Raw genomic sequence first — 17192 nt, forward strand, 5'->3', positions numbered from 1 at the left:
AAGATGAACACCGTCCACCGCGATCAGCACTCGGCCCACCGGCACAAGCACGCCCATGCGCCACGCTTTCCCTTCGGCGAGCCGGCCGATACACCGGCCGAACAGTTTGCCAACTGGCTGCCCTACTCTGGCTATCTCGCCGCCGAGAAGATTTTCGTGAACCGCGACAGCATGGGCGTCTTGCTCGAATTGATGCCGCAGTCGGGGGCCGACGAGCGGATGGCGGAAGTATTGATCTCGCTCTACGCCAATTGCCCGCCGGGCACCGGTATCCAGTTCCATCTCTTCGCCTCGCCCCAGGTGCGCAGCCAGCTGCGCCAGTACGCCAATCTGCGGGTCGAAGATGAGGATCAGGCCGAGCAGGCCAAACAGTGGGGCCGCCCGGCCCGTAACGGAAACCTGTTCCGCAAACTGGCCCGCCAGCGCGTCGAGCACCTGCTGCAAGGGGCACAGAAGTCGCTGACCGCCGGTTTCCATTACACCATCCGGGATTTCCGCCTGATGCTGAGCGTCGCCTTTCCGGGCGACCCGGAAGACCTCAACAAGCGCGACGAACTGCTCGCCCTGCGCGATTCGATGTCGTCCAGCCTGCGCTCGGCCTCGCTGCCCAATCGCGTCTGCGATGCCGCCGACCTGATCAACTGGTGTGCGCTATTCACCAACCCCGACCGCATCTCGCAGACCGATGCGCCGGACCTCAATTACGACGACGGTCGCGAATTGCGCGATCAGATCGTGGACTTCGACACCATCCAGGACCCGCATCCGAGCGGCCTGACCTTGTGGAAGGAAGCCAGCCCCGACGTTCTGGAGGCACGCTTCTATTCGATCAAGAGTTTTCCGGAACGCTTCGCCCTGTGGCAGATGGGATCGCTGATCGGCGACTTGATGCAGCCGGCCTTGCAATACAGCGCGCCTTTTCTGCTCACCCTCGGCGTCCAAGTCCTCGACCCCAACATCACCAAGTCGGTGGTCACCGCCAACCACGTACGGGCGACGCAGAATGCCAAATCGAAGATGGCCGACGTCATGCCGGACGTCAACAAGAAGCTGCAGGACTGGACGGCGGCGGCCGATGCCATCGATACCGGCGGCAACCTGGTCAGTCTCTACCACCAGCTGGCGATATTCACCGCACCCAGCAAAGCGGTCGCCGCCCACGAAGCGGCCAATGCGATCTGGCGCGGCCGCGGCTTCCAGCTCAACGCCGACGCCTACATGCACCGCCAGGCCCTGCTCGCCAGCCTGCCGATGACACTGACCGAGAAATTCCACAAGGATCTCGTCAAGATGCGCCGCGTCACGCGCAAGACCATGGCCAACGCCATCCACATGGCCCCGCTGATTGCCGAGTGGCGCGGCACGCGCACGCCGGCCCTGGTCTTTGGCGGGCGACGCGGCCAGTTGATGACCCTCGACATCTTCGACAACGATCTCGGCAACTACAACTTCGCCATCATCGGTGCCCCCGGCTCGGGCAAGTCGGTGCTGATGAACGAAATGGCCTGGTCCTACCGCGCCATCGGCGCCAAGGTCTGGATGCTCGATCTCGGCCGCAGTTTCGAGAAGCTGTGCCGCAAGGCCAACGGTACCTATATCGAGTTCCGGCCCGACGTGGACATCTGCCTGGACCCATTCACCCACATCGTCGACATCAACGAAGACATCGACATGCTGGTCCCCGGTATCGCCAAGATGTGCTCGATGCAGCACACCCTGGAAGAAGTCCAGTACAAGGCCATCTCGGCCATGGTCCTCAAGCTCTGGCGCGAATACGGCAATGAGCTGCGCATTACCGGACTGCGCGACGCCTTCAAAAGCGGAACCATCGAAGAACTGGGCGTGGTTGGCGACCAGCGCATCAAGGACCTCGCCATCATGCTCAACCCGTATTCCCAGGGCGGGCAATACGAGCGCTTCTTCGAAGGCCGCAACAACATCGACTTTTCCAATGACTTCATCGTCATCGAGAACGAGGAACTGAAACGTCGGCCCGACCTGCACGCGGTCGTCAATATCCTGCTGTTGCACCGGATCACCGGCGAGATGTACCTCACCCGCAACCGGCGCAAGGTGCTCTTCGTCGACGAGTTGAAACAGCAACTGGGCGACATCGGCGCCGACGACCCGGTCAAGGCCGCCGTCATCGAGGAAGCCGCCCGGCGCGCCCGCAAGTACGGCGGCGCACTCGGCACGGCGACCCAGAGCGCCGACGACTTCTACGGCTCGACCCAGATGGAAGCGGCCTTCAACTGTTCGGACTGGGTCTTCCTGCTGCGTCAGAAACCGGAGTCCATCGAAATGCTCGACCGCAAGGGGCGGCTGACCATGGACGAACCGAAGAAGCGCCTGCTCAATTCCCTTCGCACCGAAGCCGGCGTCTTTTCCGAGCTGTACATCTCGTCGCCGGTCGGCGAAGGCGTCGCCCGCAACATCCTCGATCCGGCCACCCACCTGCTCTTCTCCAACAAGCTGGAAGACAACGCCCCGATCGACGAGTTGCGCGCCCAGGGCCTGTCCATCGACGAGGCGATCAGCGAATTGCTGCGCCATCGGGGGCACACGGTATGAAACCGAACATCTCCCAACTCTTAGGCCAGGGCTTGCTGACGCTCCTCGTGGTCAGCGCCTCTATAACGGCCTACGACCGACTCGTCCTGCGCCCCGCATTGGTCATCGGTGTGGTCGACGTGGCCGAGGTATACCGCGCCAAGGAAGCCGAATTCACCCAGATCCTGACCAAGGCCGGTTCCGAGGAAGACCGGCAAAAAGCACTATTCATGGCGAGAACCTTTGCCCAGCGCCTGCCGGTCGCCCTCGAGGAATTGCCACGCGAATGCGGCTGCCTGGTCGTCCTCAAGACGGCTGTGGCCGGAGTAACCCCAAATACCGTCGATCTGACGGCCGTACTGCGCAGAAAGGTGACCGCCCCATGAACAGCAATCCTCTTCAGCGGGTGGACGCCCGTCCAGCAGCGAGTCCCGGCCGTGGCTGGCGCATCCTCGGGTGGGTTGGAGAATTCCTGCACCATGCCCGCCAGCGCTGGTACCTCTACCTGCCGATCGTCGCCATCTGGAGCCTGGCCTATGTCCGCCTCTTCGTCGACGCGACACCGCGCGTACCGGTTCTTTTCAACTGGACGCCGAGCCTGCCTTATCGCGTTGCCTGGCTGCGGCACGGCCAGCATCCCTTGCAGCGCGGTGATTTCGTCATTTTCTCGTTTGCCGGCGAGGCGCAGCAGCGTTATCCGGGACTGCGCGGCCAGCCTTTCTTCAAGATCGTGCGCGGTTTGCCAGGCGATACGGTAACCGTCACCGGCCGACAGGTAGCCATCAACGGCAAGGAAGTTGGGGTCGCCAAGACACAAGCCTACGACCGTAGGCCACTCGCCCCGATTGCGCCGACTGTCATTCCACCCCGTTACTACTACGTACAGGGTACCAGCCCCGACTCCTTCGACTCGCGCTACCAGGAAAGTGGCCTGGTTCGCGAGGAGCAGTTGATCGGCGTCGTGGTCCCGCTGCTCTGAGACGCCAGCCATGGCCAGCCCCCTCTTTACCCTCGGCTTGTTCGGTCTTCTGGCATTTTCTACCGCATGGGCCCAAAAGCCTCTGGCCGGTGCCATATTGCCCGGCCAACAAACCAGCACCCCAGTGACGCAAGGCGTTGAGCCTTCTGACAACGTGCCCCTGGCCGACTATCTCGCCCTGCTCCGGCAAATCGCCCCTGCCGCCGAAGCCGGGGCGCGGGATTACCTCGCCGCTTTCGCCCGACGCTGCGGTCGCCCCCTGACGCCAACCGAATTACGCCGGGCCATGGCTGACGGTGACGGCGATCCGGCACTGATGGCATTGATTCGGGCGAATCATCTGGGCGACCGCGCCGGGCGCGAACAACTCGCCGGACAGATTCGCTGCCCGGGCAAGGTGGCGCGATGAAACGCTGGATCCCCACTTCGCTCCTGCTCTTCGCACTTCTGGTCGCACCGGGCGCGCAGGCCATTGATCTCGGCGTCATCGGGCCAAGCTATGAAATCAGTGAGCCGCATCTGCTGCAAATGATCGAGCAACGGTTGCGCGACAAGGAACGTAGCGGCGAACTCAAGCGCCTCGAAGAACAGGCCCGCGAACGCGGCATCGCCACCGTGAGAAACCCGCCGCCGGTCGCAGGGGTACGCTCGACAGAGATAGCCCGGACCTTCTACTTCGATCCAAGTTTCATCCTCGATCGCAACATTCTCGGCCCCCGGGGCGAGTTGCTGTTTGCCGCCGGCACCCGCAAGAACCCGCTGGAAGTGGTGTCGCTGTCCCGGCACCTGCTCTTTTTCGATGGACGCGACCCACGTCAGGTCAGCCGTGCCCGACAGTTGCTCGCCTTTTACCAAGGGCGCGTCAAACCGATCCTCGTCGGCGGCTCCTACCTCGACCTGATGAAGTCGTGGCGCATGCCGGTCTACTTCGATCAGCAGGGCCTGCTCACCCGCCGCCTGGGCATTACCCAGGTTCCGGCCCTGGTATCGCAGGAAGGGATGCGACTGCGTATCGATGAACTGGAGATCGTGCGATGAGCCAACGCTACTTCTTGAACAGGCTCCCTATTTTCCTGGCCCTGTTCCTCGGCCTCTCGTCCTTGCCGGCCCTAGCTGTCGGCACGGCAACCTGCACCGGCAACTTTCCGAATCCGATCACCGACATCTGCTGGTCTTGCATCCTGCCGATCAGCATTGGCAGTGCGCGCATCGCCAATTTCGGTGATCAGGAGGACACCGACAACCCGCCCAATCCCGTATGCAGTTGCGTGGTCAATCCGATCGTCGGACTGTCCATCGGCTTCTGGGAGCCAGCCCGCCATGTCGAAGTGGTGCGCAAGCCTTTTTGCCTTGTCTCGCTCGGCGGCATCGACCTCGATCCGGGCATCCCGGCCCCCGAGGCAGCCCGCTTCACCCGGCCGGAAGGCGACGGCGACGGTGGTGGTTTCTATCAGGCGCATTACTACCTGAACCCAGTGATGTACTGGCTGGAGGTAGTCACCGACTTTCCCTGCCTGGAAAAGAGCTCCTTCGACCTGGCCTATATGACCGAAGTCGATCCCTTGTGGGCCGATGACGAACTGACCCTTATCCTCAATCCCGATGCCGTGCTGTTCGCCAATCCGGTCGCCATTGCCGCTTGCGCCGCCGATTGCGTCGCCGCCTCGGTCGGTTTCGGCATCCGCGAAATGTTCTGGTGCGCCGGGTGTCAGGGCGGCGTCTATCCGCTCAACGGCCACGTCCCCTACCACCTCGGTGGCGTGCGGACGGCCGCGCTGATGGCCCAGCGCCTGAGCGCCAAGATGCACCGCGAATTGGTGGCCTGGGGCTGGCATGGCAAAGACGGTCTGTGCGGACCGTACTTCGAACCGGTGATGGACAAGACTGCCTACAAAACCCAGCTCACCTATCCCATTCCCAACACCGACAAAGAGGCCGGCCGCTGCTGCCAGCCCTTCGGGCGAACTACCGTGCTCTGGGGAGCCGGCAAGGAATACCCGGTGCGCGGCGAGGACTTCGCCTTCATGTTGTTTCGCAAAAGGAACTGCTGTGTCGGCTACTGACTTCCATCGAACCATTGCCCCCCTGATCCTCGGCCTCGGCGCTACGCTCGCTGTCAGCATCCCAGCCTACGCCCAGATTTCACCGGTCGTCACGGAGGCAGACATCGAACAAGCTCGGCGTGAGACTCCCACGGTCACCGAGCAGGATATCGAGTTGGCGCGGCAGAAGTATGCCCTGCCGAGCGGGGCCGAGCACCGATCCGCACCGCTGAATGGCCCGAATCTGGAGGCACTACCCCAACCGGCGACGCCCGTGCCGGTCGATCTGGAAGCGTTGGCTCGCGGCTATGCCGCTCAATCGGATGCGACGGCTCAGGCGCAGGGACTGGCTACCGGGCCAGGGCTGTTCATCTTTGTCAGCCTGACGATACCCCGCGCCACACTACAACGCCTGGTCGACCAGGCGGCGCGGGCCAAGGCCACCATCGTCATCCGCGGCTTCGCCAACGGTTCGCTACGTGACACGGTTGCCCAGGTCCAGGGCTTGATCGGCAAACAGCAGGTCGCCATCCAGATTGATCCGCTGGCCTTCGACCGCTTCGCCATCAGCAAGGTACCCAGCTTCGTCTTGGTGCGCGACGGGACTCGTCCCGTTGCCTGTGCCAGCGGCAGTTGCGCACCCGCCGACAGTTTCCTGCGGTCGACCGGTGACGTCAGCCTGGATTACGCGCTGGAGCACATGCAGCGCTCGGCGCCCGGCTTCAGCCCGGCCGCCAATATCTTCCTGAAACGCATCAAAGGATAGGTGATCCTTATGCGCCGACCGATCATCTGGATCACCCTGTTCTGTTTCGTTACGACACAGAGCGCCGCTATCGCCGGGCCGTTTGAAGAGGGCTCAGCCGCCGGCCAGGCGGCCAACCCGGACATTCGCGGCACAGTGAACATGCCCAGCGCCTCGGGCGTCGTGCCGGAATACACCACGACGCCCCCCGAAACGGCATATTACGGCCAGCCCAACCTGTCGGGTGCGGCCAACGTCCGACTGAACACCTGCGCGACCAGTAGCAGCGACCCGGTCTGCCAGGCCCAGGATGGGGCACTGACCTCAGCCAACACGCCCCGCCCGGCGATCTCCGCCTACGATCCGGCGGTCACTGCTGCCCGCGACGTCGCTCGGAATCCGTCGACTGTTCTGGGCAGCGTGGCCGACTATTACTCGGGCTGCACCACCGCCGAAGTCAGCACAGCCGCAGGCACCACGACCAAGCTCTGCAACCGCTACAGCGGGGTCGGCAACTACACGACGCGACGCGATCTGACGGTTGAGATAGACCTCCGGCCCAGTTGCGTTGAAGGCACCTGGGTCGCCCATGGCCAGGTCAACCGCAACGGCGCCGATTACATGGTGGCGGAAGCGCAATGCCAAATCCGTAACGACAACATGCAGCGTTTCCGTTTTTATGCGGCCGGAGGGCTAGGAGCCTGCATTGGCTGGCAGACCGTCGACCTGCCGACAGCACCGGCCACCCAGGCCACCTATGTCACCAACCTTTCCCCGCATTGGTCGGGGTATTGCTGGAGCCCGTTCACGGTCAGCATGATGCCGGGTTCGGGCTGCACGGCTGGCACATGCAACTACACGTTTCAGTTCAGTAGCTTTGGCGGACTGCTGAAGTGGAACCTGCCCCTGTCTTTCGTTCAGCCAGCCATGGTGCAACACGAGACCGATGTCTGGGTCGACAAGAGTGCCGCACTCAATGCGGGCGGACGCTGCACCGTCACCACTGCCGACACCTGTGTCGACGGCCCGGCAACTAAGGCCATCGAAGGCCGCGCCGTGACCCGTGCCTGCTGGTCCTATGAGCGCACGCTGACCTGCGCCTCGGGCGCCCCGGTAGACGAGTGCGCACCGCTGGTCAGCAGCGGCTGCACGCCAGCCGGCAGTACCTGCAAGCAGATGAACGTGGGCAGCGGGCTGTGTGAGGTCACCCAGGACACCTATACCTGCCCGGTCCCCGCGCAGACCGTAACTACCGTCTCGAACTGCCCGACCAACGTCTATTGCCTGGGAACCAACTGCTTCAACACCAGCTACACCAACGATGGCGACTTCGCCCGTTCGATGTCGTTGATGGAAGCCGGACGCGAAGCCGGTGTGTATCTCGACACAACCAATATGCGGGTGTTCAAGGGCGAAGGCAACCGTTGCCGCGATCGCCTGCTGAAGAACTGCTGCAGTTCGGATTCGGCCGGCGCCGGCATGACCAACCAGAGCCTGTTCGGTACCGGCTCGAGCCTGGTCTACGACGTCCTGATGAATTCCCAGAACCGCGAATTCCTCGTTCAGGGCATGCAGGCTTTGCTGCTGGGTGGCGGTTTCAGCGGCAGCTTTACCAGCTATGGCATCACCGTCGCAGTCAATGGCACGGCACTACCGGCCAGCTCGGCCGTGCTCTATTCCGGCGAGAACCTGGTAATTGCCTTCGATCCCTGGTCCCTGGTCATCGCGGTGGTGATCTACATCATCATGTCGATGTCGTCCTGCAACGAGGAGGAAGGCAAACTTGCCATGAAGGAAGGGGCCGGACTGTGCCATACCGTCGGCACCTGGTGCTCCTCCTGCATCCGCATTTTCGGTAGTTGTGTCTCCTGTATCGAACACAGCACCGGCAAGTGCTGCTTTAACAGCAAACTGGCCCGCATCGTCAATGAGCAGGGCCGCGTGCAAGTCGGCAAGGGCTGGGGCTCGGGTGAAAGTCCCGACTGCTCGGGGTTCACCATCGCCCAACTGCAGAGCCTCGACTTTGCGGCCATGAATCTGACCGAATTCTACGCCTCCATCGTCCCGACACTGCCCAATGCCGGCGCAATACAGGGCAGCAACGCCGCACGCCTGACAACCTGCTACTACGGTCAGGGGAAGTGCCAATGAAGATCGCCTACGCCGCTGCCTTGCTCGCCGGATTCGCCTCGCTCGTCCTCGCCGACGAAATCCCCAGAGCCCCAGTCTCGGATCCGCGGCCGGTCATGTTGGCCGCCCTCCAATCCGTCAATGGCGAAGCCCATGGCATCCTCAACGGCGAAATTGCCGACGCGCTCACACAGCGCTTTGCAGCCACTTCGCCGATCTATATCGATGTCACGACCGAGAAGCGCTACGCCCAGGCGGGTTGTGCCCGCTTGAACGTCAGGTTCTGGCAGGACGGGGTTTTACTGCCCGGTGCCTCTACTCCGCGCCGCCAGACGATTGATTTCGGCATCAATTACTGCCTCGATGGCCAGCCACCGCACTCCCTGAAGTAGAGCCACGCATGCCTAGCCGCAACCGCCCCTTTTTCGTGCTGCTGACCTGCGCCGTGATGCTCGGCAGTCATAGTGCAGCGGCTCAGGATGCTTCCCGCTACTGGGCCGACAGTTGGCGCGGCTGGCATTTCTATGAAGCCCCCGCCCCCGAGGAACACGAACTTCCGCTGCCACCGGGCAAGACCACAGCAACTACGCCATCCACTCAAGCGCAACGAGCACCGGAACTGCTCGAATTCGAACGGCTCCAGAAAACCCTGGAGGAGACTCGCAACATCGCCATCATGCGCCCGAGCGAAGCCAATGTTCGACGCTACATGGAACTGGAGTCCCAGGTCGTCGCCCGCGCCTCTCATTTCGCCGACATCGCACAGCGTGTGGCCTGGGCCACACCGCAACTCGACCCGACGCAGCAGGGCCGCCCGGTCAATGCCAAGGCACTGGAAGTCTTCGAGCAAATCGAATTGGCGGATCGCTCGCGTGCCATCGCCGACCTCGGTAAGGATCACGTCCTGTTTTTCTTCTACCGCTCGGACTGCCCGTATTGCCATGCCTTCGCACCGACATTGGCGGCTTTCCAGGCCCGTCACGGCATCCAGGTCATCGCCATCAGCGTGGACGGCGGTCCGCTGCCGAGTTTCCCGAATGCCCGCCCGGACAACGGCATCGCCACCACGCTGAAAGTCAGCCAGGTACCCGCCGTTTTTCTGGCTCAACCCTTTACCGGAAAAATTAGCCCCATCGGCTTCGGGGTGCTCTCGGAATCCCAGTTGCTCGAACGCATCGCCACGGTGGCCGCTCCGCAAGCCGAGGCCATGCAAACCACAACCACACAAGGTCTCGCCCTGCCCCCGGAGGCGCCATGAATCATTATGACCATTCCGCCTTTCGGCGGGCCGCTGCCACGTTTATGGCCTTGCTGCTGGCGATCCCATCCTTTGAACTGCGGGCCGGCGACCTCAATAGCGAGGTGAACAACATGTTCAACAATCTGGGTGCCATCGGTAACTACACGGCACCCGGCGCCTTCCGCGGCCAGACCTTCAATACCTACACCGGCGGCAATCTGATGATGCGCTCGCCAAACAAGGTTTATCAGCTGGCCGCCATCCAGTTCCCCAGCGCCAAGGCAGGCTGCGGCGGCATCGACGTCTTTGGCGGCTCCTTCTCGCACATTTCGGCGACCGAATTCAAAAACATGCTTAGGAACATCACGGCGGCGCTGCCGGGAATCGCTTTCCAGCTCGCCCTGGAAGCAGTTTCGCCACTGCTCGGCGGATTGACCAAATGGGCCAAGGGACTGGAGACCTGGATCAACAATGCCCGGATCAATTCCTGCGAAACCGCCAAGGCCATTGTCAGCACGGCGGCAGAATCGATTGGCTACAGTTCCCAGGAAACCTGCGCCGATCTGGCCATCGAGATGGGCATGGAAAGCGATCGCGATGCGGCACGTCGACGCTGCGCGACGGATCGGCCGAGCATTCTGTCCACGGCACGCTCTTCGGGCGACCCGAAGGTAAAAAACAAGGCCCCCTTCGTCGGCAACCTGACCTGGAAAGCCTTGCAGTACACCGGCGCCTATCTGGATGACCAGGAGCGCGAACTGATCATGAGCCTGGTCGGAACGATCATCTATTACCCGGAAGAGTCGGCCCGCGACCCCGAGCCGATCGCCCCGACGCTGACCTCGATCAGCCAGCTGCTCTATGGCCAGGGTGCGGCCGCCGGCACGGATGTCGTGCAGCATGTTTTGAAATGCAACGACTACACCAATTGCGACGTCGTCACCCTGGACACCACGTACACCCATACGCCTTTTACCGCCAAGGTCGAGGCGATCATGCGCTCCATCGCCGAGAAGATCACGACGCGCACCGCCATCCCCAACAATTCGCCCGAGGTCGGTTTCGTGAACCAGACCACCGAGCCGGTCTACAAGATGCTCTCCATCGGCACCAGCATCCCCGGATCGGGCTTGGCCGACAGCCTGATCGCCCAGTACCGCGACGTGATTGCCGCCGACTACGCCTATGTTTTTCTCGAACGCAATCTGCGCCTGGGCATGGCTGCGCTGGACAAGAACTACACCCTGCAGCAGTCGCAACGCGAGCAGGCCAACCAGGTCCGTCAGCGGGCACAGGCCATGCTCATGCAACTCTCCCAGGAAAAAAATCTCCTTTACCAGAAGGTCGGCTCCTTCCGGGCGGTATCGAACCACCTGGAGCAACTCGAACGCCAATTGCGTTCGAGCATGCCGCAACACGTAATGGACATGCTCGGCCAGCAGGCCGCTTACCTGTCGCAGTAGAAACGAAGCGATAGCGCGACAGGAGAAAGCGCCATGTGGGAAATCTACGCTTACCAGAACGCCGACAGCCTGTTCGGCGTCTTCAATGCTGCAGCGGCGATTCACGCTTCAGGCGATTACGCCGCCGCCCTGGCCGCCGTGGCTTTCTGCGGTTTTGTGGCGGCCCTGGTCGCCTATGCGTTCGCCCCCGAGAAGCTGCAAGGCTGGAAGTGGCTGGGCACAGTCGTGCTGGTCTTCTCGGTACTGATCGTGCCCAAGGTCACGGTGGGCATCGTGGACAAGACCGGCGGCTCCGCCGTCAAGATCGTCGGCAACGTGCCCTTCGGCGTGGCCGCGCTGGGCAGCATCACCAGCACAATCGGCAATACGCTGACCAGCCTGTTCGAAACAGCCTTCCAGGTTATCCCGGGCGCCGGAGCCCTGCCGGTCGAATTGAGCTATCAACAGAACGGCCTGATGTTCGGCAACCGTCTGATCCGCGAGACCGGCAATGTGGTTTTCCAGGACCCGGCCTTCCGCACCGACCTGATCAACTTCATCCACAATTGCACGACCTACGACCTGATCGACGGCACGCTCGATCCGGCAGTCTTTTCTGCATCGGATGATGTCTGGCCGTTGATGGCCTCACCCAATCCGGCGCGCTTCAGTACGCTGACCGGAGCCGGCGGCAGTGTCGGCGTCGATACCTGCCCCAATGTGTATCTGAGCCTCAACGGGCGACTGCCCGCCCAGATCAGCCGTATCCAAGGACGTCTGGCCTTTCAGCTCAATCCGACCTTGCCCGGCGCAGCTGCGGCAGCGGCCATCGCCGGACAAATCCAGCAAGCCTATCTCAAGAACAGCATCGCCACTGCGGCGGCAACGGCTGCCGACCTCATCCGGCAGAACGCCATGCTCAATGCGATCGAGGACACCAGCAAGATCGTCGGTCAGAAGGTTAACGACCCGGCAGCGATGGTGTTGGCAGTTGGTCGAGCGCAAGCGGTGGCCCAGCAGAACGCGACTTGGCTTAACTACGGCAAGGTGGCGGAACAGGCGCTGCCCGTGTTCCGCAACGTGGTCGAGGCCGTGACCTACGCGATGTTTCCGCTCATGGTCCTGTTGCTCTTGCTCACCAGCGGTCGCGAGACAATGCTCGCCTTCAAAGGCTATGCGGCGATACTGATCTGGATCCAGTTGTGGCCGCCGCTCTACGCCATCCTGAATTACATGGCGTCGATCTACGCAGCCTACGACCTCGCCGCCGCTGCGGACCTCGGAACGGGGGGCAAATCGCTGGCGTTGCAGACGGCTTCAACGATCTATTCGCGGGCAATCTCAGGGGAGGCCGTTGTCGGTTACCTCGCCATCAGCATTCCATTCATTGCCTGGGCTGCCCTGAAGCGTATGGAAAACTTCGGGACCGCACTGGTCGGTGGCTTGTCGGGCTTGCAAGGGATGATCTCGGGCGGTACCTCGGCCGCCACCGTTGGTAACGTCTCGATGGGGAATGTCGGTATGGACCAGATGCAACTGGCGCCCAACCGTACGTCGGCATTCATGAGCAGTTGGCAGAACGATCTAACCGGCGACACCTTCTCATCGAACGCGCTCACTGGCCGAACTGCGGTCAGCCTGTTACGCAATCAGGGATTCGCTTCGCGCGTGGTCTCAATGCGTGTCTCGGAACAGGATGTACAGCAGGCCAGCCGACAGGTCGACGCAGCACGCGGTGAAGCCGCGACGGCAACCACGGAGCAATCGGCCGCACTATCTGATGTGTTCTCTCGCAGCCTCAACAAGCTTCGCTCCACGCGCAACAGCAGCGGTTCCAGCACCAGCAGCTTCGAGCAAATGGGCGACACGCTGAACCAGCTGGATCAGATCACGCAAAGCGTTGCCCAGAGCACTGGCCTCAGCCAGGCGCAGGTCGCACGTATTGCTTTCGGTGCGGCCGCCCATGTCGGCGTGAATGCCAAAGTCGCGGGCGCTGACCTTCACACCAGCGCAGACAAGTCCTACCAGTCGAGCCTTTCCGCCCAGGAACAGAAAGCGTTGGCCAGCCTGAGCGGGGAGCAATTGGTAGCCTTCAAACAATTCGGTGACCGGGTATCGAGGGACAGCAGCTATTTGCAGGCGCTCTCGAACGATGCGAGCGAGGCCCGCGAGATGTCGTCCCGCCTCGGTTCGACGCGGGCCCGTTCTGAGCGGGCGGATGCCACCCTTGCCGACCGCACCAGTTTTGCGGAACGTGTATCGTCCGCCTACGACAAAGGGGAGTCCATCTCCATCGACATAGCCCAAGACCCGCACAACATGGAGATGTTCCTCCGGTACGCCCAGACCTACGGGGGCAACAGCGCCGCCGCGCACGCCTTGATGTCGGCAGAACTGGCTCGCCAGTCATTGCGCCCGAACCGGGTTATTTCGGATGGGAGCAGCCTCCCGACTTCCTTTGGTGACGTCCGCGACCTCCATAAAGAGCAATTGCGTGATGTCGCCAGCACACCGGACATCAACGCTGTCCATCGTTCTCATGTGAAACAGGCATCCCGGTTTGGCAGCAACCCAAGTCGTCCACTGGATCAGAAAACCGAACCACCTTCGCCCGTACGCGAGGAAGTGCAGCAGCGTGCCGCCCGAATTCAAGGCGAGGCCGCGGCGAAGCGTGGCGAATTCGACGACAAGGCTGAAATCATCAAGACAGGTGACGGGACATTGGCATCTAGAAAGTCACTACTTGGTCAGACCATGAAACAGGTTAGAGATGACGCTGGCGCAACCGTAGACAACACAAAGGACGTCGTGAAAGACCTGCTCAAATCGAAGAAATAGCAGACTATCGATCCCAACGCCGAATTGGAACATCCCCTTTGAAGAGAGATGCGCGCACACCGCTTGTCTTTGGATTGCGCCACTGCCGCCGAGATTTTCTGCGCTTTGGTCCAAAGCCCGTCAAAGCACCGGCGATTGGTATCGCAAAGAGCAGCCCTGCCCCCAACGCAACTAGCCCTAACCCCCAATCACCCTTTGTGGCGACTGTGAACAGCAACCCGATCCCTGCACCAATCGCCAGGATCGCGAAGAAGAAAAATTTCCGCATATCGACCTCCTGACATCAGGCTAAACGCGGAAATGCCGTCAGCAAGCCCCTGATTCCAGTCAATCGCTATTGCCACTACCAAGCACCGCTAAAATCGCTAGACAGGTCGTTTCTTTCGCAACAATAGGTGGATCATCGCAAACAAGCGATGGAACAGGTAATCGACGTGATCGACGTCGATTACCGGGATCTGCGTGAGTTCCGTGTGCCGAATGAGGTGGCTGTTACCGATATCGGTCAGTTCTCTTGCTTCGTCTTCCAGACGTTGCCGAAGCGTCACCTCATCGGCGGTAGCATCGAGAATGATCTTGATCGATTTTTTCTTATCTTCGGGATCAGCGAGCGATTTGAGTCGCTCCCATGCGTCCCACAAACGCTCCAGACCTTCGCGCCGCAAGAGAGGATTACGATCGGTAAATTTAGTGCGGCTTTCTTCCAACAGGTTGTCGAGGATTCGGTCCCCCGTCCGGAACACAGTCCTTTTGAGTTCATCGCCCAACACCGGCGGAAGAACACGCACGATACGACCATTTGACAGCATTTCGAAGGCCACGCCGTTGCGCGCAAAGATGCGATTGACCGTCGCCCGGAACTCTTCCTGCCCGGATTGTTGGTCGAAGGTGAAATGGTGATGATTGAAGAAGTCGTGGTGCTTTCCTGGAATCGGCTTCGCCACCGAAGCGTAGACGAACTCGACGAAATCCAGGATCAATAACGTGTCGGGCACAAACGGCTGCTGCTGCCGCAGGAACCCATCTTCCACCAGTCTGGCGGTTTCAAGGGGCCACGTTAATCCCGGCATTTCTGCAATGACCGAAGCACCGAGGGCATCCTGGTCACAGCCGCAAATAGCTTGCCCATCCGGGCAGCGCTCCGGAAAACGCAGTCCGAAGGCTCCACTGTTGACCAGCGCCTGTACAGTCGCCACCAAACCAGCCCAGACCTCAGGCGAAATGACCTGCTCGGTTCGGGCTCGCGGCCCGTTTTCGCGGTCGCTGAAGTAATCGTTCATGTAGGTTGTCCCGCTTGCGCCAACTTGTCCGCGTTCATAGCGCGGTTGATGGTCTGTTCGAATTGCTCGACGCTGGCTAGCACCGCTTCAAGCTTCGGGACCTCGCCAAAGACCATGCCTGCCATGGCTTCGTAGTCCTTGGATAAGGCTTCGTACATCGCAGTACTCGGGACCAGCGTAAATGTTCCTGGATGAGCGATATCCAAGCCCAGATCGGCACTCCCGAAGAACAGTCGGGCATGGTGCGCACAATCCATGGCGAGTGCTTGGTCGGCCTGCCACTTCGGCGAGGCGGCCGTCTGCATCAACTGATGTACGTCGTAGTAGTGACGCGAGACGCGCTGACCACCGTGCCTTAATTCGCCACGGCGGTCATGCCATTGCCGCAAGCCATGCAGGATGATGACCTTGTCCCAGAACGTACGCTCCGGATTTACGGTGGTGATGTTGTGGACGGTGAGATCGAATGCAGGTAAATCCTGCGCCACGTAAGGCTTCACCAATGCTGCGATATGAGGGTCGAGAGCCGACTTCGCGCCGGATTCGATTTTCACGGCGGATCGGATGTAGTCGTTGGTTGTCGGGGTAACTGCGGGGTACCAGAAGAGCAGCGTCTGACCATCTTTGTCGTCCGGGTCGAGTTCCAATTTGAAGCGACCATCGGGAATAACCGCACCGGCAATCTGATTGAATTGATCCGCTAATGGGCCGGCAATATAGGCTTGGCAAGCGACCCGGATAGCTTCAAGGCGTGCTCGGCGTTTCTTACCGCTCAAGGCATCCAGTTCCGCTACCTCGGCAGCCTGCCCCAAGTCGTCACGAAAAACCGTGATGTCGATATCCTCGGAAAAGCGTGAAATCAGGCCAAAGGCCTTGGACAGAGAGGTACCTCCCTTGAACAAGAGACGAGGTCCGCCGGCAGCCAAGCCATTGAACAAGGCATCCAAAGTCCAGCACACCCAGAAATCCTTCTCGACGTTCTGAACCGCCGTACCCATGCGGGCAGCAGCACCGAGAAACAAATCGAGTCGATCGCCATCGGCAGCGGTGATGACTTCGCGGAAGGACGGATTCAATTGGCTCTCCTTATGCCTTCGCGCCGCGATGAATTGGCTGATGATTTAATGCCACTGTGTATTGGCTGTGTTCCGGATACGGTGTCCCGAGGATCGCAACCGGGCAGATCACGGATCAGTTCCTGCATCCAGGCCGGCAGGAAGCTGAACCCGTTGCGTAGATCCTGGCAGATTGCAACGCCCTGATCGGAGTCGACGAGTAGCTGTTTCAGTCGGTTGACAATATGGTCATGGTCGGTGACCAAGGTGTCCTTCAGCCAATGCAGAGCCTGTACAACCCGCATGGCGGGGCGCCCGGCCCAATAGAGACGACTGGGTGCCGTTTGCTTGAAATCGATAACGAGTTTATCGAGCTTGATCGCCCGGCGGCGTGCGTCGGTATGGATGGTCACGCGAGCTGGGACAGCATCCGTCAGGCCAAGGTCATTGGCGGCAGTCATGCCATCCACCAACAAACGCAGTTGGTCCCTTCTTGCGATGGCATCGATGATTGCTCGATAGTCTGGAGTTGTCGGACGTTGGGTCAGACGGTTAATACTAGGCTTGTCGTATAAGCCTCGGTCGATACGCCGCAAATCGCCCGCCAGCACCATGCGCTGGAGGGTCTTGTCGATCACATCCCGATTGCCCAGATGCACGAAGTCAGTCGGTACCCAGACGTGGCCTGGACCTGCGGCGTTGATTTGCGACGAAATGGCGGATTTGATATCTGACACATGGCCTCCTGTCCGATATTTGTATAATTTTTTCGGACAACTAGCAAGAGAAAATGTCCGAAAATTGTAGATACATTTCGGACACACAAAGGTGACATGCGAAAGATTTAAACCGGAGCCGAGGAATTTCCATGGCTGCCATACGCTCCTGCTA

At 60.9% G+C, this 17192-nt stretch carries 15 protein-coding genes; 12 read left to right on the forward strand and 3 right to left on the reverse strand.

The window, feature by feature from the left end:
- Nucleotides 1–3 precede the first annotated feature (3 nt).
- The 12 genes from traC to F1002_RS15640 all read left to right on the forward strand — a co-directional run bounded on the left by traC (nt 4) and on the right by F1002_RS15640 (nt 13966).
- On the forward strand, nt 4–2571 hold the full coding sequence (gene traC / locus F1002_RS15585; protein WP_150429972.1) for a type IV secretion system protein TraC: 2568 nt from the start codon (nt 4–6) through the stop codon (nt 2569–2571).
- Nucleotides 2568–2936, forward strand: a complete 369-nt coding sequence (locus tag F1002_RS15590) for a hypothetical protein (protein WP_150429973.1) — start codon at nt 2568–2570, stop codon at nt 2934–2936. The genes traC and F1002_RS15590 overlap by 4 nt, the downstream gene beginning before the upstream one ends.
- The gene (gene traF, locus F1002_RS15595) at nt 2933–3529 is read left to right on the forward strand and encodes a conjugative transfer signal peptidase TraF (RefSeq protein ID WP_150429974.1); all 597 of its coding nucleotides are present in this window, start codon (nt 2933–2935) and stop codon (nt 3527–3529) included. The genes F1002_RS15590 and traF (F1002_RS15595) overlap by 4 nt, the downstream gene beginning before the upstream one ends.
- 124 nt (nt 3530–3653) lie before the next feature.
- Nucleotides 3654–3938, forward strand: coding sequence for a hypothetical protein (locus tag F1002_RS15600; protein WP_223879635.1), 285 nt, complete (start codon nt 3654–3656; stop codon nt 3936–3938).
- The gene (gene traW, locus F1002_RS15605; protein WP_191090430.1) at nt 3935–4567 is read left to right on the forward strand and encodes a type-F conjugative transfer system protein TraW; all 633 of its coding nucleotides are present in this window, start codon (nt 3935–3937) and stop codon (nt 4565–4567) included. The genes F1002_RS15600 and traW overlap by 4 nt, the downstream gene beginning before the upstream one ends.
- Complete coding sequence (gene traU, locus F1002_RS15610; protein WP_150429976.1) at nt 4564–5592, forward strand: conjugal transfer pilus assembly protein TraU; 1029 nt, start codon at nt 4564–4566, stop codon at nt 5590–5592. Before traW ends, traU begins: the two co-directional genes overlap by 4 nt.
- Nucleotides 5579–6337, forward strand: a complete 759-nt coding sequence (trbC, locus tag F1002_RS15615; RefSeq protein ID WP_150429977.1) for a type-F conjugative transfer system pilin assembly protein TrbC — start codon at nt 5579–5581, stop codon at nt 6335–6337. The genes traU and trbC overlap by 14 nt, the downstream gene beginning before the upstream one ends.
- Before the next feature lie 9 nt (nt 6338–6346).
- A complete protein-coding gene (traN, locus tag F1002_RS15620; protein WP_150429978.1) occupies nt 6347–8467 on the forward strand; it encodes a type-F conjugative transfer system mating-pair stabilization protein TraN in 2121 nt (706 codons plus the stop codon).
- Nucleotides 8464–8838, forward strand: coding sequence for a hypothetical protein (locus F1002_RS15625; RefSeq protein WP_150429979.1), 375 nt, complete (start codon nt 8464–8466; stop codon nt 8836–8838). The genes traN and F1002_RS15625 overlap by 4 nt, the downstream gene beginning before the upstream one ends.
- Before the next feature lie 8 nt (nt 8839–8846).
- Complete coding sequence (gene traF / locus F1002_RS15630) at nt 8847–9704, forward strand: conjugal transfer protein TraF (RefSeq protein WP_150429980.1); 858 nt, start codon at nt 8847–8849, stop codon at nt 9702–9704.
- The gene (locus F1002_RS15635; RefSeq protein ID WP_150429981.1) at nt 9701–11149 is read left to right on the forward strand and encodes a conjugal transfer protein TraH; all 1449 of its coding nucleotides are present in this window, start codon (nt 9701–9703) and stop codon (nt 11147–11149) included. Before traF (F1002_RS15630) ends, F1002_RS15635 begins: the two co-directional genes overlap by 4 nt.
- Nucleotides 11150–11182: 33 nt before the next feature.
- Nucleotides 11183–13966, forward strand: a complete 2784-nt coding sequence (locus F1002_RS15640) for a conjugal transfer protein TraG N-terminal domain-containing protein (protein WP_150429982.1) — start codon at nt 11183–11185, stop codon at nt 13964–13966.
- A 365-nt stretch (nt 13967–14331) separates the two neighbouring features.
- Here the strand turns inward: F1002_RS15640 and F1002_RS15645 are convergent, their stop codons facing one another.
- The 3 genes from F1002_RS15645 to F1002_RS15655 are packed head-to-tail and all read right to left on the reverse strand — an operon-like array spanning nt 14332 to nt 17038.
- Nucleotides 14332–15246: an AbiJ-NTD4 domain-containing protein gene (locus F1002_RS15645; protein WP_150429983.1), complete on the reverse strand. Its 915-nt coding sequence runs from the start codon at nt 15244–15246 to the stop codon at nt 14332–14334.
- On the reverse strand, nt 15243–16322 hold the full coding sequence (locus tag F1002_RS15650; RefSeq protein ID WP_191090431.1) for a nucleotidyl transferase AbiEii/AbiGii toxin family protein: 1080 nt from the start codon (nt 16320–16322) through the stop codon (nt 15243–15245). The genes F1002_RS15645 and F1002_RS15650 overlap by 4 nt, the downstream gene beginning before the upstream one ends.
- Nucleotides 16319–17038, reverse strand: coding sequence for a DUF6088 family protein (locus tag F1002_RS15655; RefSeq protein ID WP_150429984.1), 720 nt, complete (start codon nt 17036–17038; stop codon nt 16319–16321). Before F1002_RS15655 ends, F1002_RS15650 begins: the two co-directional genes overlap by 4 nt.
- Nucleotides 17039–17192 lie beyond the last annotated feature (154 nt).

It is taken from the genome of Dechloromonas sp. CZR5, assembly GCF_008711155.1.
In the GTDB taxonomy this organism is placed as follows: Bacteria; Pseudomonadota; Gammaproteobacteria; order Burkholderiales; family Rhodocyclaceae; genus Azonexus.